The sequence below is a fragment of the Asticcacaulis sp. MM231 genome (genome assembly GCF_964186625.1).
Taxonomy (GTDB): Bacteria; Pseudomonadota; Alphaproteobacteria; order Caulobacterales; family Caulobacteraceae; genus Asticcacaulis.
In genome coordinates this window covers 2212743-2234619 of sequence record NZ_OZ075108.1, presented here as the reverse complement: position 1 = coordinate 2234619, position 21877 = coordinate 2212743, and the positions used below count along the sequence as shown (strand labels likewise).

The window sequence follows — 21877 nt, the reverse complement described above, 5'->3', positions numbered from 1 at the left end:
GATTTTGCCTCGCCGCCGGCCGGGCTGGATAAGGAAGGCAATGACCGCTACCGTTAGGCGCCGGCAGCGGTCATCAATGGCTTACTTCTTCGTTATCTGATCGAAGATGCCGCCGTAGTCGAACTGTTCCTTCTGGACCTTCTTCCAGCCGCCGAAATCATTGATGGTGACCAGCGGCAGACTTGGGAAAGTGCTGGCATACTTGGCCAGGATCGCCGGATTGCTTGGACGATAATAGTTCTTTGCGATGATCTCTTGTGCTTCATCGCTGTAGAGATAGGTCAGGTATTCCTTGGCAGCAGCCAGATTGCCCTTCTTGGCGGCGTTCTTGTCAACCACGGCGACCGGCGGTTCAGCCAGGATCGAGATCGACGGATAAACGATGTCGAACTTGCCCTTGCCCAGTTGATTGACGGCTAGATAGGCCTCATTTTCCCAGGCGATCAGCACATCGCCCACGCCGCGTTCGACGAAAGTGACGGTCGAGCCGCGGGCGCCGGTATCGAGCACCGGCACGCGCTTGAACAGGTTGCCGAGGAATTCCTTGGCGAGAGCGTCCGTGCCCCAGCGTTTTTTGGCGTAGGCGTAGGCGGCGAGATAGTTCCAGCGCGCGCCGCCCGAGGTTTTCGGATTCGGTGTGATAACCGAAACGTCGAGACGGATCAGATCGTCCCAATCCTTGATCTTCTTCGGGTTGCCTTTGCGCACGAGGAAGACGATGGTCGAGGCATAGGGCGTCGAGTTTTTCGGGAAGCGGGTCTGCCAGTTGGCCGGCAGGATGCCAGCCTTTTGCGAGATCGAGTCAATGTCGGCAGCGAGCGCCAGGGTCACCACATCGGCGGGAACGCCATCGATGACCGAGCGTGCCTGGGCACCGGAACCACCATGGCTCTGGCGGATAGTGATGTCTTCGCCGGTCTTGGCCTTCCAGTACTTGCTGAAAGCAGCGTTATAGACGGTGTAGAACTCGCGGGTGGGGTCGTAGGAGACGTTGAGCAGTTCGCGGGTCTTGGCGACGGCGGACGTACCCACGGAGAGCGCACCGGTGGCGGCCAGGCTGACGCCGCCGATCAGGCCGGTAAGAAAGCTTCTGCGTTGAACTTTATTGGAAGACATGTGTCTGTTCCTTGTTTCAGGCGCTGACCGAACTCCAGTCCGGTCATCTTGCCGTATGACGAATAAAAAAGCGATCAATAAGCTTAGTAGCGGAACTGAATGCGGCCGGAGGCGAAGTTCTCCTTGCGACGATCCGCCCCGGCAACAGCACCGCCTTCGAATTCGGTCTGATCCCAGTCGGCGATCAGCTTCAGGTTTTCGCTCCAGTACCAGCCGACGCCGAAGCCGGTGGAGGTCGCTTTTTGAGCCGAAGAGGTCAACGATGCGAAGCCGAGGGTGAAGGCGTCCTTGTCGATTTCGGTGTAGCCGTAACGGGCGGTCAGTTCGACGGCGCCCCAGGTGCCCTTCTTCCAGTTGAAGTCGTTGGCCGGCTTGACGCCACCCTTGAAGCCGACGTTCTCACCGGTGATGACCCAAGAGGTTGAAACGTCGAGCGCTTTGTTTTCAAGCTGTGCGGCCTTGGTGCCGAGTTTGACGTCCTGCTTGACCGTCACATAGTCGGCCAGGATGCCGAAGTTGTTGAGATAGAAGGAGGCCTGTGGGTTGGAACGGGTTTCCTTGCCGTTGGAATAGACGCCGGTGCCATATTTGAAGAACACTTGCTGGCCAGGCGTGCGATAGCTGCCAAGTTGGGTATTGGTGGTGTTGCCGATGTGCTGACCGTCCGAGCCGGCATAGCCGATGCTGAGGCCTTGCAGCCAGACGATGCTGGAATTGGCGAAGGGGCTGCCGAAGACGCGGTAAGCGACATCCTTGTGGTTATCGAGGTCGTTGTTCAGGTTGACGCCATCTGTAGCGCCATTGAATAGGCCGACCTGGTATTCCAGGGCGCCGTCGAAGAAGGTGCCGAACGCCTGATAACCGACGTCACGGTTCGGCACGAGGTTGGTTGAGTGACCGCGCTCGGTCCAGATGACATCGGCATCGGCCTGCAGGCGTTCAAGGCCGAGCGGCGACTTGAACTTACCGGCGCGGAATTGCAGTGCGTCAACGAACTTGTATTCAATATAGGCGTCAACAATCGAAGCGGACGCGGAGGACGACCCGCCCAGTTCCGGCGTGAAACGGAAGGAGGCGTTGCCGGCCTTGCCGGTGAAGGTCGGGCGTATCAGGCGGGCGACGACTTCATCCTGTAAGCTGCCGCCATCGTCGCCCCAGCTATGGGCGTCAATATTGACCTGGGCATTGATGCCGAATTCATACTTGCCGTCGGCCGAGGTGAACTTCAGGCCTTTTTTATCAAGCACGGCGACGGGTGTCTTGGCGGCGGCCGATGTCGCCAGTTCCTGATCGAGTTCGCGCTGGCGCTTTAAGGTGTCGAGTTCCTGTTCGAGGCGAGCGATGCGCTCTTCATAGGTGAGCGGCGCGGCTTCGGTGGTCTGGGCGTCCTGTGCTGAGGCGATGGCGGGGATGAAGGCGAGGGGGGCTGCCAAAGAAGCGGCAAGCGCGCCGAGGCTGAGAGAGGTCTTGGTGAAACGCATGGGAGGTGCTCCGTGTGGGTGCGTGCCGATCGGTGGTCCAGTCGGCGAGATTATGTTTTTTTTATAGGCTGTTATGCGGTTAGGCTAAGGTACTAGATTGATCAGGAAAGGCTCTCGTTGAGGGCTTTGCCTTTGGCGTCGAAGCGCAGTTTTTCGCTGCGTTCAATCTGAACCACGCGCGAGTCGTGGATAACGATTTCCAGCGAGCCGAAACGGATTTGCTGGAGACTGGTCAGGATCTGGCGCTCGATTTCGGTGAGGTCGCGCTCCTTGAAATCAGCGCGCACGGGGGCTGTAGATGACACACTCATGTGATCCTCATCTTTGAAAAACTATGAAATTGGGGAGGTGGCGGTTTGGCTTTAAGCGGCGGTGAGGGAGGGATCTGTAACCAGATCCTGCAAACATCGCTGATCAAGCACGCCCGACATGGCGTTGCGCACATCGAGCATCAGGTGGCGCAACTGACAAGCCGCTTCGTCGCGGCAGTCATCGCACTTCTGATAGGCCGTCAGGCTGGCGCAGCGTATCGGGGCAAGCGGGCCATCAATGATGCGAATAATATCGCCAAGGATGATGTTTCTGGCGTCCTTCGCCAGGAAATAGCCGCCGAAAATGCCGCGTTTGGAATCGACGATTCCGTTCTGCCGCAATTCCTGCAGGATGTTGTCGAGGAATTTCTGCGGTATGTCCGCTGCCTCGGCAATCTGTTTACTGGGCAGCATCGGACGGTCAGTCTGTGCCATGTGAATAAGCGCCTTTAACGCATATTTGGCTTTCATGGATAGCATGGTTGCCTCTCCCTTCAAGCGCCGTTTAAAATCTACACTCAATGAGTATGTTTTAAACCAAAGCGCGTCAATAGTGTTTAAAACGCATAATTCTAATGCAGATTGATTAGTCCGGCTAAACTGGAATGTCTGTTAGAAACGCAAGAATAGGTTCTTTAGCCAGAGCGGGCCGGTCTTGGCAACCTGTTGCCAGTCGGCATTATCATCGTTCAGTTCATCTTCGGGGGTATAGCCCCAAGGGTTAAAGACCTTAACCCGCGCCGATTTGAAGGCGGTCGTCTGGCGCGTCACCAGCACCAGGCCATGAACCTGCGCCGTGGCGGCCACCAGCGCGTCGCGTTCGCTTTTCGGATCGGTCGGGGAAAGTGCGGCGCGTTTTTTGACCACAGCCGAATCGACCGGCAGAATGCGTCCGTCAAAAGCATTCATCACTTGCTCATCGAGCCAGACCCGCAGAGGGGCGGCCTGAACCTTATCCTTGCGCTCGGCTTTGCCAACACTGTTTTCAAGCTCCAGTAGGCTGATGGCCGACATATAGAGATTTTGCCGCGCCACGCCGGAGGCCCAGCGTACCACTCCGGGGTCGCAGCGGCCGGTTTTGGCCTTGCGCAGTTCGCTGATGACGGGGGTATCGAGCAGGTACATCAGCCGCCTACTTCATCTAGCGCTTCCGTGCGGTCCCAACTTGAGTCGGAGGGCGTGGTGTCTAGTTCCAGATCGCTAGTGTCGGGCATGGCCAGCAGATCGATAATGCTTTCTGTCTGGCCGCTGATCTGGCGAAACGCCTCGAAACTCATCAGGACGTGCGAAGGGCGGCCGCGATCGGTGATGAAGACGGGTTCCTGGCGCGCGAGGCGCTTGGCCTTGCCGACATCCTGATTGAAGTCGCGGCTGCTGATGGTTGTCATGTCCGTCCCTGTTATAGCGTTGCCTCGAAGATAGGTCAGGCCAGTATTAGCCGCAATACGAATTTACATTGCTACAGATGCTTTCTGTAAAATGTAGATATGTTGCTACGATGTGATGAATGCGCAACAGTGAATTATTCAATAAAATAAAGGGTTTGCGAATAGCGTTTTTGTTTGACGGATCAAAATAATCTGTAATCACTAAGGGCAACAGCCACCATAACGCTGATCACACACTTTTTGTATTCCCGGGGAAACCACTCATGATTCTGGATTTTGTTCCGCAGGACCTGCTGCAAAGCGGTCTGCATGAAATCGCCAATGTACTATCTCCGCATGGCGCGCTCGGCCCCGATGGCGTTACTAAGGCCTATGCGCCGGGCGACTTTTCGATCCACTTCTTCCTGCAACTGGCCGTCATCATTGTGACCTGCCGCGTCGTAGGATGGCTCGGTCAGAAATTTCTGGGTCAGCCGCAGGTGGTTGGTGAAATGATCGCCGGCGTGATTCTCGGGCCATCGCTCTTCGGCCTGTTCCTGCCGGACATCCAGGGCGCCATCTTCCCCAAGGAAATGAAAAGCGTACTCTACACCGGCGCGCAGTTTGGCGTCGGTCTTTACATGTTCCTTGTCGGCACCACCTTCCGAGCCGACCACTTCGCCGAAAAAGGCAAGAGCGCCATGTTCGTGTCGCTGGCCGGCATTGCGGCGCCTTTCCTGCTCGCCGTCCTTCTGACGCCCTGGCTGATGTCCGTGCCGGGTCTGTTTGCAGCGGGCATCTCCCAGTTCAACGCCACACTATTCTTTGGCGCCTGTATCGCCCTGACCGCCTTTCCCATGCTGGCGCGCATTATCAATGAGCGCGGTCTGGCCAATTCGTCACTGGGCACACTTTCGCTCACCGCCGGCGCTTTCGATGACGCCGTGTCTTGGTGCGTACTGGCCATCGTGCTGGCCACGTTTGGCGGCGGCCCCGGCGTAGCGGTTCTGGCTATCGGCGGCGGATTGCTGTTCGCCTTGTTCATCGTGTTTGTCGGTCGCAAGCTACTGGCGCCGCTCGGTCGAATGGTCGAGGCCAAGGGTGAGATGAGCCATACGGTCCTGGCGATCGTTATGATCTGCTTTTTTCTTTCGGCATTCATCATGGACGCCGTTGGCATCCACGCCATCTTCGGTGGCTTTATCCTTGGCACGGCCATGCCACGCGGCACGCTGTGTGAAGAGTTGAAAAAGAAGGTCGAGCCGTTCGCGGTCATTGTCCTGCTGCCGATGTTCTTCACCTATTCCGGCCTCAATACCCGCATGGACATGGTCAACTCCCTGCCCATGCTGCTGGTGGCCGGCGCTATCCTGATTGCTTCGGTGCTTGCCAAGTTTGGCGCTTGCTGGGGCGCGGCCCGCCTTAGCGGCGAGGATAACCGCACTGCCCTGGGCATCGGCGCTCTCATGAATTCCCGCGGTCTGATGGAACTGATCATCATCAATATCGGCCTGCAAAAAGGCATTATCGGCCTGCCGCTGTTCGCCATGCTGGTTCTGATGGCCATTGTCACCACGGTCATGGCGTCGCCGGTCTTCGAGATGGTTTACGGCAAAAAGGCGCGCGAAAGCGGTGAACTGGGCGCCGTACCGGAAAGCGCCAGCTAGAGCGCTTTCCGAAAAGTGTGACGCACTTTTCGGATCAAAAAGCGCGTAAAAACAAAAAATTAGAGCGCTGTTCTGATGCAATCAGATCGGAACACGCTCTAAATCTGTAAAGCGTACCCGCCTGAACTCCCGCCCTCATGTCCCTGTTCCCACCCGGAGCAGGGACTTTTTTTTGCTCTAAAGCATCGGCAGGAACAGCTTGATGACAAGGCCTGTCAGCGCGCAGGCCACAATGACGTGAATGACATTGGCCTTGAACCGCAAAAGGGCAATGGCGGCCACAGTGGCGATGACAAGCGCCTTCCCGTCAAACGCGCCGGTAAAGCCTTGCGGCCACAGGACATGATAACCGAAGAACAGCGCCAGATTGGCGATGACACCAACGACAGCGGCGGTGATAGCAGTCAGGGGCGCGGTGAAGGTCAGGTTGTTATGCGTGCTTTCGACAAACGGACCGCCGGCCAGAATGAAGATGAACGACGGTAGAAAGGTGAACCAGGTGACAGTGAGGGCGGTGGTTACGCCGGCCAGCACGGCATGATCCGAGCCAAACATGCCGCTTTGAAAGCCGCCGACAAAGCCGACAAAGGTCACAACCATAATCAAGGGGCCGGGTGTCGTTTCGCCGAGCGCCAGGCCATCCATCATCTGAGGTGGTGTGACCCAGCCATAGGTGGTGACGGCGCCTTGCCAGACATAGGGCAGCACTGCGTAGGCGCCACCAAACGTCAGAAAGGCTGCCTTGGTGAAGAAGAAACTCATCAGGGTGAGCGGATGGCTCCAGCCAAGCGCGAGGCCGCAGGTGGTCACAGGCACGGCCCACAGAACCGCGCCGCTGGTCACGACCATGGCCAGCCGTGTCCAGCGAAAGCGCGCATGTGCGGGCGTGGGCGTATCATCATCGATCAGGGCTGGTAAGGCGGCGGCATCGGAGACCTTGTGCCCACCCGTTGATCTGAAAATCTGCGGAGCCAATCTCCCACCGATCGCGCCGATCACGGCGGCGGTCAGGATAATCAGCGGAAACGGGAGGTTGAAGACGGCCAGTGCCACAAAGGCCGTCAGGGCCAGTCCCCACATAAGCGGGTGTTTGAGCGCCCGTGAACCGATGCGATGCGTGGCTTGCAGAACGATCGCTGTCACGGCCGGTTTGATACCGTAAAAAAGCCCGGCCACCCAGGTGACGTGGCCAAATGCCATATAGGCCCAGGACAGAGCTATGAGCAGGAAAAGCGATGGCAGGAGAAACAGAACGCCCGCGACAATTCCGCCCCATGTCCTGTGCATCAGCCAGCCGATATAGGTCGCCAGTTGCTGCGCTTCGGGGCCGGGCAGGACCATGCAGTAGTTGAGTGCGTGCAGGAAGCGTTTCTCGGAAATCCACCGGCGCTTTTCAACCAGTTCCTGATACATGATGGAGATCTGGCCCGCCGGACCGCCGAAACTGATCAGGCCGAGCTTGAGCCAGAATTTAAAAGCGTCACCGAATTTAACCGGTTCCCTTTGTTGCATCGCTTAACCCCAAAACAGCCTTATGCCTGCTTCACTAACGCGGAACTGGCGTCTTGTCTGCCTTGTCCACGCGTGACATAGTTATGACGGATGGGGATTTGAGATGCGTAAGGCGGCTATATCAGGATTGATCGCGCTGGGACTGGCTTTTGCCGCTGGCTCGGTTTGCGCCGGTACGGCGACGACGACCCAATACACGCCGCAGCATGGTTTCCCTGATCATGACGGCGATTTCTCCGCCATGCTGATTGTCATTCCCCAACAGGAACTGGTCGAATTCGATAAGCCCGGCGGCGGCAATCGCCAACTCAACCGGGTCAGCCGCGCTGAGGTCGGTGCCGTGCTTGCCATCAAGCTCGTCTTTACCGGACTGACGGCCGATGCCAACGGCAATGGCGAGGTCATCTATGATCTGCAGGTGATTGGGCCAGATGCCAGGATCTATGCCGACAGCGATTATAAGGCGCTGGCCGCTGTACGTGGTCCGGTTGGCGATGGTCGCAGCGTCTTCGATAACCGCACCAAGGTGGTGATGCTGCAATTCGAGCCGCAGGATGCACCGGGCGTCTATACCATCAAGGCGATTGCGCATGACGAGGTGTCTGAACGTAAGGTGTCACTGGAGACTCAGGTCGAACTGGTGGGAACTGGGGTGCCCACAACCGTGGCACCGGTCGCTGACACGGTGGAAAAGCCTGTGGTCACTAAGAAAAAAGCCAAAAAGAAGCGGCACAAGGGCGCGCGCCGGAGTAAAACACGGCGATGATTCTTGTTGTTACGCAAAGCTTCCTGCCCGATGTCGGCGGAACACAGCAATACCTGACCGGATTGGCAGACGCCTTCGCGGCGCGCGGCCATGCCATTGAGGTGTTCTGCCGCAAAACCAGCCGTTCCGCGGCAAAGGCATTTGACGCCACGCGCAGCTACACCATTCATCGTTACGGCGGCATCCGAATTATCAGGCAGTTGCGGGTCGCTGCGACGATTGCGCGACGCGTGCGCCAGGGCGATGTTACGGTCATTGTGGCGGACAGTTGGAAAAGTCTCGAACTCCTTGACAGGTCTAAGCTGAAGGGGGTGCGCATTGTTTGTATCGCGCACGGCAATGAGTATCTGACGCATAGTGCCATCAAGGCGGGGCGTTTGCGCCGCAGTTTGGCCAAGGCTGATGTGGTCGCCGCCAATTCTCGCTTTACTGCCGGACTGGCGCATGCGTTTGCCGGTTCTGTGCCGGTGGAGGTGGTTCTGCCGGGCATCATGGCGCCGGGGGAGGCGAGGGAGGCCGTTGCGGCGGCGCCACAAGGTGAGCGTCTGTTGTGTATCGCCAGGCTGGAGCCTCGCAAGGGCATCGACCAGATTATCCGGGCGCTGGCTGAGCTGCAGGCGGATTACCCGCAGGTCGTGCTTGATATTGTTGGCAAGGGCGAGGACAAGGACCGGCTGATTGCTCTGGCGGAGCAGCTTGGCGTAACGGGGCGTATGCATTTCCACGGCTATGTTTCCGATGCCCGCAAGGCCGAACTGATCCGGCAGGCACGCGTGTTCGTGTTGCCGAACCGGCGCGAGCATGGCTCGGTCGAGGGCTTTGGCCTCGTCTTTCTCGAAGCGGCCGCCTATGGCGTCCCGTCGATCGCCGGCAAGGACGGAGGTGTGGGGGACGCTGTGATCGACGGCGAGACCGGCCTGATTGTCGATGGCGAGGATGTCGCCACCTTGACGGCTGGCCTGCGCCGGCTGCTAAGTGATGAGGCCTTGCGGCAGCGTATGGGCGCTCAAGCGCAGACGCGCTTCTGGTCGGAATTTGTATGGCATGCGGCGGTCACGCGATTTGAGACCGTTTTGAACACTGGCCCAAAAACTGGAGATGAAACATGAGCGACACCCTTCCCGATACGATCAGCCTCATCATTCCAGCCCGTGAAAAGGATCTCGGTGGCTTCAAGGTGCGTCGTGTCCTGCCGGTAGCCAGGCGCCGTATGGTGGGGCCATGGATTTTCTTTGATCATATGGGACCGGCCGATTTCGCGCCCGGCATCGGCATCAATGTTCGGCCGCATCCGCATATCAATCTTGCCACCGTCACTTATCTGTTCAAGGGCAATATCCTGCATCGAGATTCGCTGGGCACCCGCTCGGTTATTGTGCCGGGCGATGTCAACCTGATGGTGGCCGGTAAGGGTATTACCCATTCTGAACGCGAGGAAGACAGTGCCATCGCCAAAACGCGCCATCTCGACGGGCTGCAACTGTGGCTGGCCCTGCCCGAAGCCGATGAGGAAATGGACGCGGCTTTCTTTCATTATGATGCCGACGAAATCCCGCAGACTGAGAGTCAGGGTGCAACGGTGCGTGTGATGATGGGGCATGCCTTCGGCCTGACCTCGCCGGTCAAGACCTTCGCCCAGAACTCTTTATGTCGAGATAAAAGCGCAGGCTGGCAGCGCGATCGACGCGCCGCTGAGCGCAGAAGAACGCGCCATCTATGCCTGTGACGGTGCGCTCGAAATCGACGGGCATCGGCTGGAGCAATATGAAATGGCCGTGCTGACGCCCGGCGCCAGCGTGCAGATTAAGGCGCTGGACGAGGCGCACTTCGTCATCATCGGTGGTGAGCCTCTGACCGAACGCCATATCTACTGGAATTTTGTGTCATCCCGCCCTGAGCGTATCGAGCAGGCCAAGGCAGATTGGCAATCGCAGGACGGCATAGCCTTCCCGAAGGTGCCAGGCGACGATCAGGAATTCATTCCGCTGCCGGAGTAGGTCATGCAGATACTGTCGATGAAAAACCTCAACTCTGTCGGGTGGTGGGAATTCCGGCGGGTGACCTATAACCTCATTCTGGTGCCGTTTCTGGCCGGCTCCCTCTGGCTGGGTGCTTTCCTGGTGTCACAGACCTCACTCAGAAATATGCCTGTGGAGCCTCTGGGCCTTGTCTTTATGGCCGGTATCTTCCTTGTGCTGGCGAATTTGGCCTACACGATCGGCTGGCTGACTGAAATTTTATGGAGCAATGGCAAAACCGATCTCACCCGACCTTACCGCTGGCGCATGTGGATTTGGGGCACGGTCCTGTCGGTCGTGCTGGCCTGGCTGCCGGCGGCGCTGGGAATCCTGATCTTCCTGCTTCATCTGTTTCATTAGATCCGCTTTTTTGAATGTTTAAGCGTCTGTCATGCGAACATCGTCTTTACAAATGTAACGATCTGCGCTTGGTTCACTGTCTCCGGGTGTGACGTTTTATGTGAGAGAATTGATGAAAACCTATGGTTTTGCGAGCGCGCTAGCGCTTTGCGCCGCCTTGTCGGCTGGCATGGTAGCTTATGGTGCGGGCGCTCAGACCGTGGCGCCGCCGGATCCGGTGATCGCACCCCCGCAGGATATCGCCTATCCGGGGGTCCTAAAGGTGACGGTTGACGCCACCGATCTTGACCGCAAGATTTTCAGTATCAAGGAAACCGTGCCGGTCAGCAAAGCCGGTGATCTGGTCCTGATGCTGCCGGAATGGCTGCCGGGCAAGCACTCTGACCGTTCGGAGATCAGCAAGATCGCCGGCCTTCTGGTGTCCGCCAACGGTAAACCGCTCACCTGGGTGCGTGATCAGATCAATGTGACGGCCTTCCATATCGACGTGCCGGCCGGCGTGACGGCGGTGGACGTCGAATTCCAGTATCTGGCGCCGACCACGGCGGCAGCCGGTCGCGCGGTCATGACGCCCGACATGCTGAACCTTCAGTTCAATTTCGCCAGCCTCTATCCGGCGGGGTATTACGCCCAGCGCATTCCGGTGCAGGCGACGGTTAAATTCCCCGAAGGCTGGGGTTACGCCACGGGGCTTGAGACCGACAGCAAGACGGGTGATACGGTGGTCTTCAAGACGACCGATTATGACACCCTGATCAATTTGCCGATCTTCTCGGGCCGCTATTTCAAGACCTGGGATCTCGATCCGGAGGGGCCTGCGCCAGTGCGCCTCAATGTGATGGCGGATAGTCCAGAGCAACTGGACGTCATGCCGGGCTTTATCGATGTCCACAAGAAGCTGGTTCAGCAGGCCTACAAGCTCTACGGCGCGCATCATTACGACCACTACGATTTCCTTGTGGCGGCTTCGGATCAGATCGGCGGCATCGGTCTTGAGCATCATCGCAGTTCGGAAAACCGCGTCGAAAAGAAGTATCTGACCGAAGCCAAGGTCAGCTACAGCCGCGACCTGCTGGCGCACGAATACACCCACTCGTGGAACGGCAAGTTCCGCCGCGGCGCCGATCTGTGGACGCCGAACTTCCAGGTGCCGATGCGCAACAGCCTGTTGTGGGTCTATGAAGGCCAGACGCAATACTGGGGTCAGGTTCTGGCAACTCGTTCGGGACTGAACAGCAAGGAACTGGCGCTGCAAAACCTGGCGGCGACGGCGGCCAACCTGGATAATCTGCCAGGCCGTTCGTGGCGCGCCTTGCAGGACACTACCAACGATCCGGTGATCTCGGCCCGCGCGCCGCAGAACTGGCGTGCCTATCAGCGTTCGGAAGACTACTACAATGAAGGTCTGCTGATCTGGCTCGATGCCGATACGCTGATCCGCGAGAAGACCGGCGGCAAGAAGTCCCTCGACAATTTCGCCAAGGGCTTCTTCGGCATCCAGAACGGCGACTGGGGCGAGGCGACCTACACGTTCGATGACGTGGTCAAGACGCTGAACGCTGTCTACCCGTATGACTGGGCCACCTTCCTGCTCACGCGCGTTGATGGTCATGGCGAGGCCGATAAGGGCGGTGCGCCGCTCGACGGCATTACGCGTGGCGGTTACAAGCTTGTCTATACCGAGACACCGAGCGATCTTTGGAAGGGGAACGAGACCCTGGGAAAGGTGACCAACCTCAGCTATTCCATCGGTTTCTCGGTCAACAACAAGGACAACACTCTGGCCGGCGTCCTATGGGGCAGCCCCGCCTTCAAGGCCGGTCTGACGCCGGGCGACACGCTCGTGGCGCTCAATGGCAAAACCTATGACAGCGATGCCCTGAAGCTGGCGATCACCGCTGCCAAGTCCGGCAAGCCGATTGAGTTGATCGTCAAGATGGACGAGACCTATCGCGTCATCAAGATTGATTATACAGGTGGCCTGCGTTACCCGGTCCTGCAACGTATTGAAGGCACGCCAGCGCTTCTCGATGATATCCTGGCCGAGAAGAAGTAAGATGAAAGGCCTCTCCGGTGACGGAGAGGCCTTTTTCGTTCATCTTCCCGTCAGCTTGGTGGTGCTACAGGCGGTTATACCACACCCCATTCGTGAGCGCTGCCATGAGCTGTAAACGCCTGATCACCGCCATTGCCTGCCTGCTGGCCGCAGGTGCTGCAACCTTGCCCGCCGACGCCCAGCCCATCCGAAAGCGTCTTATGCAGCGGATGAAAGAAAAATCCGCTGCTGCCCAGCCGATCGATCCGGGGCAGTACGTCGCCGGCGCCACGCGAAAGTCGGCTGTCTACGGGACCGATGCGGATCAATCCATGGAAGTTTATCTGCCATCGAATCCGGACCATGCCCCGGTCATCGTCATGGTACACGGCGGTGGCTGGCGTGTCGGTGACAAGAACATGACCGCCGTGGTCGAAAACAAGATCAAGCACTGGCTGCCCAAGGGCTATATCTTTATCAGTATTGATTACCGCATGTTGCCTGATGCCGGGGTGGATGTGCAGGCGCAGGATGTCGCCGCCGCTATCGCCTACATAGAAAAGCAGGCGCCAAGCTGGGGTGGCGATGCCGCTAAGCTGATCCTGATGGGGCACTCCGCCGGCGCGCATCTGGTGGCGCTCATGTCGGCCGATCCGTCTCGCGTTCGTCAGGCAGGCGGCCATGACTGGGCGGCGAGCGTCGTCTTGGATAGCGCCGCCTATGACGTGGCCGCCGTCATGAAGGGTAAACATCTCGATCTGTACGACGACGCCTTCGGCAGCGATCCCGCCTATTGGGCGCGTCTGTCGCCCCGCGCTCAGCTCAAGGCCGAGGCCGTACCGATGATGCTGGTCTGCGCCTTGAAGCGGTCGGACAATTCCTGCGGCCAGAGCCATAATTTTGCCGAGGCATTGAAGGGGATGGGGCAGTCGGCGCCGGTGGTGGAACTGGATATGAAGCATGCCGAGGTGAACGCACAGCTTGGACTGCCTGGCGCCTACACCGACAGTGTCGACAGCTTTATCACGGCTCATCTTGGCACGAAGGTTATTCAGCGCTAAACCGGCTGTATGATCCGTCTCTATATTTCCGAACCGACGCCGGCCTTTGTGGCAGGCTTATCTCTGGCGCTTAACAGCGATCAGAGCCGCTATCTGACCTCCGTCATGCGCAAAGGTGTGGGTGACGAGATTGCTATCTTTAACGGGCGCGACGGTGAGTGGACGGCGCGCATAGCCGAGGCCGGCAAGCGTCATGTGACGCTTGCTCTGACCGAACAGACGCAGACACAGGGCCAGGCGCAGGGGCCGGTTTTGGCGGTGGCGCTGATCAAGCGCACGCCGTTGGAATACATCATCGAGAAGGCGACAGAACTGGGCGTCGGCAAAATTCAACTGTTGATCACCCGCCGCTCCAATGCCGATCACACCAAGCTGGAACGCCTGAAACTGATCGCGCAGGAAGCGGCCGAACAGACTGAGCGGCTCGATGTGCCGGAGATTTTGCCGCCTGTGAAGCTGGAAAGCTTCCTCGCCAAGCCCGATGTCGATGTCATTTTGTTTGGCGACGAAGACAGCACGCACGAGGGCGACAGACGTATCACAAGACCTTTGCTTGCAGTTTTGTCAACATTGAGTGAAAAGCGTGCGGCCATCCTGATCGGCCCCGAAGGCGGATTTGATGATATGGAGCGTCAAACCTTGCGCGCCCGTGACGACGTCTATGCGGTCAATCTGGGACCGCGCATCCTGCGCGCCGATACCGCAGCTATCTCCGCGCTTACGCTCTATCAGGCCGCGCTTGGCGACTGGAAGTAACCTCCGCCTAAGGTGGCAAGGGCAAAGCCCGTCCGAGCCGTTGCGAGGAGGCTCTCGCCGATTGAGTCGCAAAAAACTAACTGTAGCCTTGTCAGTGACGATAAGGCGGCCCATATAGGCCAAACTTGATGCAGACCTATCAGAGGGCAGGGCACGTGGCTTATAATTCAGATGTAGAACCTGTGCGCAATTTTTCTGAACTGGTCGGTTATTTTGAATCCGGCAGCAAGCCGCGCGACAAGTGGCGCATCGGCGCCGAGCACGAGAAATTTGCCTTCCACCTCGATACCCTGCACCGACCGGCCTATGAAGGCCCCGATGGCATCGAAGCCATGCTCAAGGGCATGCAGCGCTTTGGCTGGAAGCCCTACGAAGAAAATGGCAAGCTGATCGCCTTGCTGCGCGATGGCGCCTCGGTGACCCTGGAGCCGGGTGGTCAGTTCGAGCTTTCCGGTGCGCCGCTGGAAACCATCCACGATATCTGTAATGAGACCGGTCAGCACCTCGAAGAAGTCAAGGCTGTGGCGTCGGAACTGGGGCTCGGATTCCTGGGTGTCGGCTTCTCGCCGCTATGGACGCGCGAGGAAACGCCGGTCATGCCCAAGGGCCGTTACAAGATTATGCGCGCCTACATGCCGAAGAAGGGCAACCTCGGGTTGGATATGATGCTGCGCACGTGCACGGTGCAGGCCAATCTCGACTACGAATCCGAAGCCGATATGGTGCTGAAGTTCCGCGTGTCGCTGGCCTTGCAACCGATCGCCACGGCGCTTTTCGCCAACTCACCGTTTATTGAAGGCAAGCCGAGCGGTTTCCTGTCGGCGCGCGCCAATGTCTGGACCGACACCGATCCGGATCGCACAGGTATGCTGGATTTCGTTTTCCAGGACGGTTTCGGCTTTGAGCGCTATGCCAAATATGCGCTCGATGTGCCGATGTATTTCGTCAAGCGTGACGATTATATCGATGTCTCTGGTCAGGATTTTAAAGCCTATATGAAGGGCGAACTGCCGGGTTTGCCGGGGCAGTTGCCGACCATGGACGACTGGGCCGATCACCTGACGACCCTGTTCCCGGAAGTACGCCTGAAAAAGTACCTCGAAATGCGCGGCGCCGATGGCGGGCCGTGGAGCCGTCTGTGCGCGCTGCCGGCGTTGTGGGCCGGTCTGCTGTATGATCAGACCTCCCTGGAAGCCGCCTGGGAGCTTGTGAAGGGCTGGACGACGCAAGACCATAACACCCTGCGCGCCATGGCAGCCAAAACCGGTCTCAAGGGCGAGATCGCCGGCCGTCCGGTCAAGGATTGGGCCATGGACGTGCTGGAGATCGCTAAGGCCGGCCTCAAGCGCCGCAACCGGCTGTCGGGCGGCATGGTCGATGAAAGCGGTTATCTTGGCGAACTGTTCGAGATTGCCGACAGCGGCCTGACCCCGGCCGATCGTTTATTGGAAAAGTTCAATGGCGTGTGGCAGGGCAATATCCGTAAGCTCTACGAAGAAGAAGCTTATTAAATTTAAGCGCTAAAATCGTATACTGTTCGCAGGTGCAGCGACGAGTCCGCTTGCAAAACCAAAAATTAACTGCTCTGTTCCTTGCAAATGACACAACCCTTGAAGGGTTGGTTCCAAGACCTTTGCGAGTTTCAGAATGAGTTTCATAATTTTCGCCGGGCTGCTGATCACAGCGCTTACGGCTATCCCTGTGCTTATGCAGATGCGCAACCAGCCCAAGGGGCTGTTTGTGTGCTTCTTTGCCGAGATGTGGGAACGCTTTTCCTATTACGGGATGCGGGCGCTGCTGATATATTACATGACGCAGCACTTCCTGTTCGATGATAGCCGCGCCAATTCGCAATACGGCTCCTATACGACGCTGGTCTACATGCTGCCGCTGGTCGGCGGACTGGTAGCCGACCGTTGGATCGGAACTCGCAAGGCCATCATCTTCGGTGGCCTTTTGCTGGTGTTTGGCCACTTCGGTATGGCGTTTGAAGGCCAGCCCAATCAGCAGACCCTGAGTTATGGCGGGCATCAGTATGAGTTCGTCGCCAAGGGCCGCGAAGGTGAGCGCACGGTCCGCCTCGAACTGGACGGCAAGCTTTATGATTATGCCCCGACCAAGGACGGCGGTCTGGAAATCAAGGATCTGCCGGCGAACGCGCCTATTCCCGCCGTCATGCCCAAGGGCTCCTATGAGTTCGGCGTGAAAAAGATGACGCCGTGGGCGGAAACCGCCTTCTTCCTGTCGATCTCTCTGATCGTTATGGGCGTAGGGTTCCTCAAGCCGAATATCTCGTCGCTGGTGGGCCAGCTTTACAAGGACCGCGACCCGCGCCGCGATTCCGGTTTCCAGCTCTATTATTTCGGCATCAATATGGGCTCGTTCTGGGCGGCCATCCTGTGTGGCTTTCTGGGGAACAAGTACGGCTGGTGGGCCGGTTTCGGACTGGCGGGCCTAGGCATGCTTACAGGTCTTGTATGGTTTGTGCTTGGTCGCAAGTGGCTGGAAGGCAAGGGGGAAGCGCCTGATCCGGTGGCGGTGAAAACCAAGGTCGGCGGCGTGATGTCGAAGGAATGGCTGATCTATGCTGTCGGCATCATCTTCATCCCGGTGGTGTTCCTGCTGATCCAGCACAATGACTATGTGCGTCTGGTGCTGCTGGCTTCGTTCACCCTGATCATGATCTACATCGTCTTCCAGATGGTGACGAAGTTTAACCGGGTGGAAAACTACCGCCTTGGCCTGGCCATGGTACTGACCCTGGCTTCGGTGGTGTTCTGGTCGCTGTTCGAGCAGGCGGGGTCGTCCTTGAGCCTGTTCGCCGAGCGCAATACCAACCTCAATATTCTGTCTCATCCGATCATTGTTGGTGGCGGAGGTACTGGAGGTGGTGGACTTGGGCCCATCGTGCTGGCTTCAACCGAGCAATTGGCGGGGATGACCAATCTGCCTGCGCATTACTTCTGGATCGAAATGGGTATCACCGCCTCCAACACCCAGAGCTTCAATGCCGGCTTTATCCTGATTTTCGCGCCGATCTTCGCCGCCATCTTCTCTTTCCTGGCGCGTCGCAAGCAGGACCCGGACCCGGTCAAGAAGTTCGCTTTCGGTCTGACCTGTGCCGGACTTGGTTTCCTTGTGCTGGTGTGGGCCTCGCCTCTGGCCGATGGCGCCTTCAAGCTGCCGCTGATCTTCCTGATGCTGACCTATCTGATCCATACGCTTGGTGAACTGGCTGTGTCGCCAGTGGGGCTTTCGCAACAGACCAAGCTGTCGCCGGTCACCCTGGTTTCGACCATGATGGCGGTGTGGTTCCTGGGGACGTCCGGCGGTCAGTACCTCGCTGGCTGGATCGCGGGTATGGCGGGCACGGAAACCGTCGGTGGAAAGGTTCTGGATGCCAGTGCGGCGCTCCAGACCTCGCTGAAGACTTTCAATACTATCGGCTGGACGGGTATCGGTCTAGGCATCGCCTTCTTCCTGATCTCCTTCCTGATCAAGGGCTGGGCGCATGGGGCCAGCGATACCGATGCGCCGGTCGAGGAAGGCCTGGCGGATAAGTAATTCCTTAGTTATGGGGTTTGGGGCCTGCGGCCCCAAGTCTTCTCTCTTTCCAAAGAAAACCAGGTCTTTATAACCGGATTTTTCTTTGGAATAAGGCAAGGCTTTGTGGGGGCACGGACCCCACGCCCCATAAATTAGAAGTCCTTCTTGAGCCTGACTTCCAGGATCGGTGGAATCTTCGAGGTCGTGTGCTGGGTATAGGCCACAGGCGACAGCCCGCGCAGGCCCTCATAGACCACCCGGTCCTGTGTAAAGCGCAGATTGAGCGGGTTCTTCACCATGATCTTGAAGGTCACCTTCTTCGGCGTCTTGTACTGGAACCAGACCTGAGTCCACGGATCGAAGAAAGCGTCGGTCAGTTCGTTGGCCAGATAGTTGCGATCCTTCCCGGCGCTTTCGAGATCAATGCCCCAACTCGTGCCGGACTTCGGGAATTCCTGACTGAAACTGGCCGAATAGATATGCGGCTCAACGCCGGAGACATGACGCTCCTTGCCAGTGATCGGGTCCTTCACCCGCGAATTGCGATAGGTCCACTCGAGGCTCAGCGTGCCATGTCGCACATGGAAACGATCCAGTGGTGTATCCAGCTTGAGACGGACGCTATCCCATTGCGAAGCAACAATATTGCCGTTGGCAGTATAGATATCGCCATCATCGATGACGGCGATAAAGTCGGCTGTATCCTCGTAATCGTAGTGCTCCAGCGCCAGGCTGATGGCGCCTTTGTCCCAGAAAGAATGTTCGATGATGATCGTGTTCAGCCAGTCCTTCTGCGGCACCAGAGAGGTGTTGCCAAGCGTGACGTGATTGGTCTGCAATTCCACCGACGAGGCGAAGCCGTTGAAACTGAGCTGATCGACCTGACGTAGGGTTTTCCAGCTAATCTTGGTCTTGTCGGTGAGGGCATAGACGGCCTGGAAACGCGGCTTGTAATAGGTGAAGGAATCCGCGCGATTGGCAGCCGGCACAGAAATGGTCGAGACCTCGACCTTCAGTTCGACCTCGAAGCTCAGTTTCTTTGTCGCTTTCCAGTTGGCGGATGCAAACGTCTCCGTGCGATCTTCCTGCACGCGCACGTGGTCGGTCGGCACGGTCGGGCTGGAAGCGTTCATCACAAATGAGGAATCGCGGTCCATACTGTTGAATACGCTTTCGGTGCCGACGGCGAACGTCAGGCCCTCGCGCTTTTCCCATCGCAGGCGGCCATTCAGGATACGCTCATCGGTGAGGCTGAGCGCACGATAATCGGCCGTGCCGTCCTCGTCTGTATAGATGTCGATATCGTGCACCCGCTCGTGACGCATCAGCACATTCAGGTTGAGATCAACGCCATGACCGAGCTTGCGCTCATACTGGCTGCCCAACTCGCTCGGCGTGTCCTTTTCGATGAAATTCTCATGGCCGGTGGAATTGCCTGAAATGTAGGTGGTGTTCTGTCGGTAGACGGATGGGTTATAGGTGCCGTTAAAGGTGATCTTGCCGCCCCACAGCGGACGCGAATGCGACGCCTGCGATTCGATGCCCGTACCGCCGGCGTGCTGATGGATATTGAGAATATCAGCTCCGGAACTGTCGGTCGTGATGCGACGGCTATTCTGAGCGCCATTGTCGAAGAAGTTGAAAACATCCGCTGTAATATCCGTGCTTTTACCGTTGCTATTATCATTATAGGTGAAGAGCAGGACGCCGGCATTGGCGCGGCCGTCCATATTGCGATAGATGCCGAGCACCGAGAAGTTTGGCTTGGCGTCCTTCTTTCGCACCACATTGACGATCTGGCGATGGCCATGCATGTCGATGCCGGCCGTGCCGCCTGTGACGAGCTCAAGGTGATCGACCTGGGCGGCATTGATGTTGGATAGAGTGTTGCCGAGATCGGACTTCGTGGTCGGGCGCTGGCCATCGATCAGCACATTACCGGCCGTGCCGGAAAAGCCGCGGGCATCCTCGCCGCCAGAGAAGACGAAGCCCGGAACGTGCAGAACCATATCAAAGGCTGTCGAGACCTGAAAGTCAGCGAAATAGGCGGGCTGATAGGTGAGCACCTGACCGGCGCTGGTGGCTGTGGGCGGTGTAACCCCGTCCTGCGCCATGGCGGGATTGCTTCCCAGGCAGCCGAGCGCAAGCAGGATGGGGGCGAGCGCGGTGGTGAGACGAAGGCGCATGAGATTGACTTTCCCCGGTGAAAACGCGTGTACGGTGGCGTTCCTTGGGGACAGGCATAGATGTGGTCACAATTATGGCAAGTTAAATGGCTGTAACAATTTCAACCACAATAAGTCGCAATGTGACGCATATGGAAAACATAAATTAATTTATTCAATAGGTTGCTGTTGTCATCTACGATTAATTTCGTAGATGGCGGCAACCTCAAGATGACAGAGATTTAATGTAAAACCCTGCATCCAGCCTTAAGACGTGCCGCCAACCGTCAGGCCGCGAATGCGCAGAGAGGGCTGACCGATGCCCACAGGGATGCTCTGACCTGCCTTGCCACAGGTGCCGACGCCGGGATCGAATTTGAAGTCGTCACCGATCATGTCGATCTGGCTCATGGCGGCGGGGCCGTCACCGATCAGCGAAGCGCCCTTGACCGGAGACGTCACCTTGCCGTCCTCTATCATGTAGGCTTCGGTGCACTGGAAGACGAACTTTCCGTTGGTGATATCGACCTGGCCGCCGCCAAAATTGACGGCATAAAGGCCCTTCTTCGTATTGGCGATCATGTCGGATAGCTTGTCGTTACCTCCGCGCATGAAGGTGTTGGTCATACGCGGCAGTGGCTGGTGCGCATAGGATTGACGGCGGCCGTTGCCGGTCGCTTTGGCGCCCATCTGACGGGCGGACAGGCGATCGTGCATGTAACCGACCAGGATGCCGTCCTCGATCAGTGTCGTGCAATCGGTCGGTGTACCTTCATCGTCAATGTTGAGCGAGCCGCGCGCATCAAGGATCGTGCCATCATCGACGACCGTGACGCCCTTCGACGCGACCGGCTTGCCCATCTTGCCCGAAAACGCGGAGGTGCCCTTGCGGTTGAAGTCGCCTTCTAGACCGTGGCCGACGGCTTCATGCAGCAGTACGCCGGGCCAGCCTGGTCCAAGCACGATGTCCATTTCGCCAGCCGGCGCCGCTACAGCGTCAAGATTGACAAGCGCCTGACGCAGCGCCTCATCGATCTGCGCCTGCCATTTTTCCGGCGCCGTGATGTCGAACCAGGAGATACGTCCGCCGCCGCCGGAAGAGGCTGTTTCACGCCGGCCGTTGGTCTCGACCGACACGCTGACATTGAGGCGAACGAGCGGGCGGTAATCATGATAGATCTCGCCGTCGCTGCGCAGGATGGTTATGGCGCGCTTTTCGCAGACCAGCGAAGCCGAGACCTGCGCCACGCCTTTGTGGCTGTCGCGGGCATAGGCGTCCATCGCCTGAAGCAGAGCGATCTTGTCGGCGAAGGCCATTTCGGCCAGGGGGTCATGCGCTTTATAGTAGGACTGGTTGGAGCGAACGGGATTGGCGGTCGCCATTTTCAGGTCGAACGACTTGCCCTTCTTGGCCAGCACGGCGGCTTCGGCGGCGCGATGAATGGCGTCGAGCGACAGTTCAGCACTGTTGGCGAAGCCTATGGTCTCGCCGGCCACAACGCGAAAGCCAAAGCCCTGATCGGCGCCGTAGGAACTCGATTTCAAACGGCCGTCATCGAACAGCAGCGCCTCGGATTCGCGCTTCTCGATGAATATCTCACCATCGTCAGCACCTTTGAGCGCCACTTCGAGAATACTGTGCGCGCCGGCAATATCGAAATCGCCCCAGTCGGCAACAGCAGCGGTAAGATCAAGAGAATCGGCCATGAGTATCTT

Annotated in this window: 20 protein-coding genes; 11 read left to right on the top strand and 9 right to left on the bottom strand. The window is 58.0% G+C overall.

Annotated features, from left to right (window positions below; all coding sequences use genetic code 11):
- Positions 1 to 81 precede the first annotated feature (81 nt).
- The 6 genes from ABQ278_RS10960 to ABQ278_RS10935 all read right to left on the bottom strand — a co-directional run bounded on the left by ABQ278_RS10960 (position 82) and on the right by ABQ278_RS10935 (position 4296).
- Positions 82 to 1116: a sulfate ABC transporter substrate-binding protein gene (locus ABQ278_RS10960; protein ID WP_349319624.1), complete on the bottom strand. Its 1035-nt coding sequence runs from the start codon at positions 1114 to 1116 to the stop codon at positions 82 to 84.
- A gap of 83 nt (positions 1117 to 1199) precedes the next feature.
- A complete protein-coding gene (locus tag ABQ278_RS10955) occupies positions 1200 to 2597 on the bottom strand; it encodes a porin (RefSeq protein WP_349319623.1) in 1398 nt (465 codons plus the stop codon).
- Between the two features lie 101 nt (positions 2598 to 2698).
- Positions 2699 to 2908, bottom strand: a complete 210-nt coding sequence (locus ABQ278_RS10950; RefSeq protein WP_349319622.1) for a YezD family protein — start codon at positions 2906 to 2908, stop codon at positions 2699 to 2701.
- Positions 2909 to 2959: 51 nt separating this feature from the next.
- Positions 2960 to 3343: an Rrf2 family transcriptional regulator gene (locus ABQ278_RS10945; protein ID WP_349319621.1), complete on the bottom strand. Its 384-nt coding sequence runs from the start codon at positions 3341 to 3343 to the stop codon at positions 2960 to 2962.
- Positions 3344 to 3520: 177 nt separating this feature from the next.
- Positions 3521 to 4033, bottom strand: coding sequence for a type II toxin-antitoxin system VapC family toxin (locus ABQ278_RS10940; protein ID WP_349319620.1), 513 nt, complete (start codon positions 4031 to 4033; stop codon positions 3521 to 3523).
- Positions 4033 to 4296: a type II toxin-antitoxin system Phd/YefM family antitoxin gene (locus ABQ278_RS10935; RefSeq protein WP_349319619.1), complete on the bottom strand. Its 264-nt coding sequence runs from the start codon at positions 4294 to 4296 to the stop codon at positions 4033 to 4035. Before ABQ278_RS10935 ends, ABQ278_RS10940 begins: the two co-directional genes overlap by 1 nt.
- Before the next feature lie 263 nt (positions 4297 to 4559).
- Between ABQ278_RS10935 and ABQ278_RS10930 the strand changes: the two genes are divergently transcribed.
- Positions 4560 to 5942 (top strand): cation:proton antiporter, encoded by a 1383-nt coding sequence (locus tag ABQ278_RS10930; protein ID WP_349319618.1) that lies wholly within the window; start codon positions 4560 to 4562, stop codon positions 5940 to 5942.
- 177 nt (positions 5943 to 6119) lie between these two features.
- Here the strand turns inward: ABQ278_RS10930 and chrA are convergent, their stop codons facing one another.
- Positions 6120 to 7454, bottom strand: coding sequence for a chromate efflux transporter (gene chrA / locus ABQ278_RS10925; protein ID WP_349319617.1), 1335 nt, complete (start codon positions 7452 to 7454; stop codon positions 6120 to 6122).
- A 103-nt stretch (positions 7455 to 7557) separates the two neighbouring features.
- Between chrA and ABQ278_RS10920 the strand changes: the two genes are divergently transcribed.
- The 10 genes from ABQ278_RS10920 (at position 7558) to ABQ278_RS10875 (ending at position 18014) form a co-directional block, all read left to right on the top strand.
- Positions 7558 to 8220 carry a hypothetical protein gene (locus ABQ278_RS10920; protein WP_349319616.1) on the top strand — a complete coding sequence of 221 codons (663 nt, stop codon included), beginning with the start codon at positions 7558 to 7560 and terminating at the stop codon, positions 8218 to 8220.
- Positions 8217 to 9329, top strand: a complete 1113-nt coding sequence (locus tag ABQ278_RS10915; protein WP_349319615.1) for a glycosyltransferase family 4 protein — start codon at positions 8217 to 8219, stop codon at positions 9327 to 9329. Before ABQ278_RS10920 ends, ABQ278_RS10915 begins: the two co-directional genes overlap by 4 nt.
- On the top strand, positions 9326 to 9946 hold the full coding sequence (locus tag ABQ278_RS10910; protein WP_349319614.1) for a pirin family protein: 621 nt from the start codon (positions 9326 to 9328) through the stop codon (positions 9944 to 9946). Before ABQ278_RS10915 ends, ABQ278_RS10910 begins: the two co-directional genes overlap by 4 nt.
- Entirely contained in the window at positions 9876 to 10217 is a 342-nt protein-coding gene (locus ABQ278_RS10905; RefSeq protein WP_349322149.1) for a pirin-like C-terminal cupin domain-containing protein, read from the top strand. Before ABQ278_RS10910 ends, ABQ278_RS10905 begins: the two co-directional genes overlap by 71 nt.
- 3 nt (positions 10218 to 10220) lie before the next feature.
- Positions 10221 to 10598 carry a hypothetical protein gene (locus ABQ278_RS10900; RefSeq protein ID WP_349319613.1) on the top strand — a complete coding sequence of 126 codons (378 nt, stop codon included), beginning with the start codon at positions 10221 to 10223 and terminating at the stop codon, positions 10596 to 10598.
- 112 nt (positions 10599 to 10710) lie between these two features.
- On the top strand, positions 10711 to 12654 hold the full coding sequence (locus tag ABQ278_RS10895) for a peptidase M61 (RefSeq protein WP_349319612.1): 1944 nt from the start codon (positions 10711 to 10713) through the stop codon (positions 12652 to 12654).
- A gap of 104 nt (positions 12655 to 12758) precedes the next feature.
- Positions 12759 to 13694 carry an alpha/beta hydrolase gene (locus tag ABQ278_RS10890; protein ID WP_349319611.1) on the top strand — a complete coding sequence of 312 codons (936 nt, stop codon included), beginning with the start codon at positions 12759 to 12761 and terminating at the stop codon, positions 13692 to 13694.
- A gap of 9 nt (positions 13695 to 13703) precedes the next feature.
- Positions 13704 to 14450: a 16S rRNA (uracil(1498)-N(3))-methyltransferase gene (locus ABQ278_RS10885; RefSeq protein WP_349319610.1), complete on the top strand. Its 747-nt coding sequence runs from the start codon at positions 13704 to 13706 to the stop codon at positions 14448 to 14450.
- 128 nt (positions 14451 to 14578) lie between these two features.
- Positions 14579 to 15961 (top strand): glutamate--cysteine ligase, encoded by a 1383-nt coding sequence (locus ABQ278_RS10880; protein ID WP_349319609.1) that lies wholly within the window; start codon positions 14579 to 14581, stop codon positions 15959 to 15961.
- A 136-nt stretch (positions 15962 to 16097) separates the two neighbouring features.
- The gene (locus ABQ278_RS10875) at positions 16098 to 18014 is read left to right on the top strand and encodes an oligopeptide:H+ symporter (RefSeq protein WP_349319608.1); all 1917 of its coding nucleotides are present in this window, start codon (positions 16098 to 16100) and stop codon (positions 18012 to 18014) included.
- Positions 18015 to 18148: 134 nt separating this feature from the next.
- On the opposite strand, the gene ABQ278_RS10870 is transcribed toward ABQ278_RS10875, so the two are convergent.
- On the bottom strand, positions 18149 to 20182 hold the full coding sequence (locus ABQ278_RS10870) for a hypothetical protein (RefSeq protein ID WP_349319607.1): 2034 nt from the start codon (positions 20180 to 20182) through the stop codon (positions 18149 to 18151).
- 246 nt (positions 20183 to 20428) lie between these two features.
- The gene (gene tldD / locus ABQ278_RS10865) at positions 20429 to 21868 is read right to left on the bottom strand and encodes a metalloprotease TldD (RefSeq protein WP_349319606.1); all 1440 of its coding nucleotides are present in this window, start codon (positions 21866 to 21868) and stop codon (positions 20429 to 20431) included.
- Positions 21869 to 21877 lie beyond the last annotated feature (9 nt).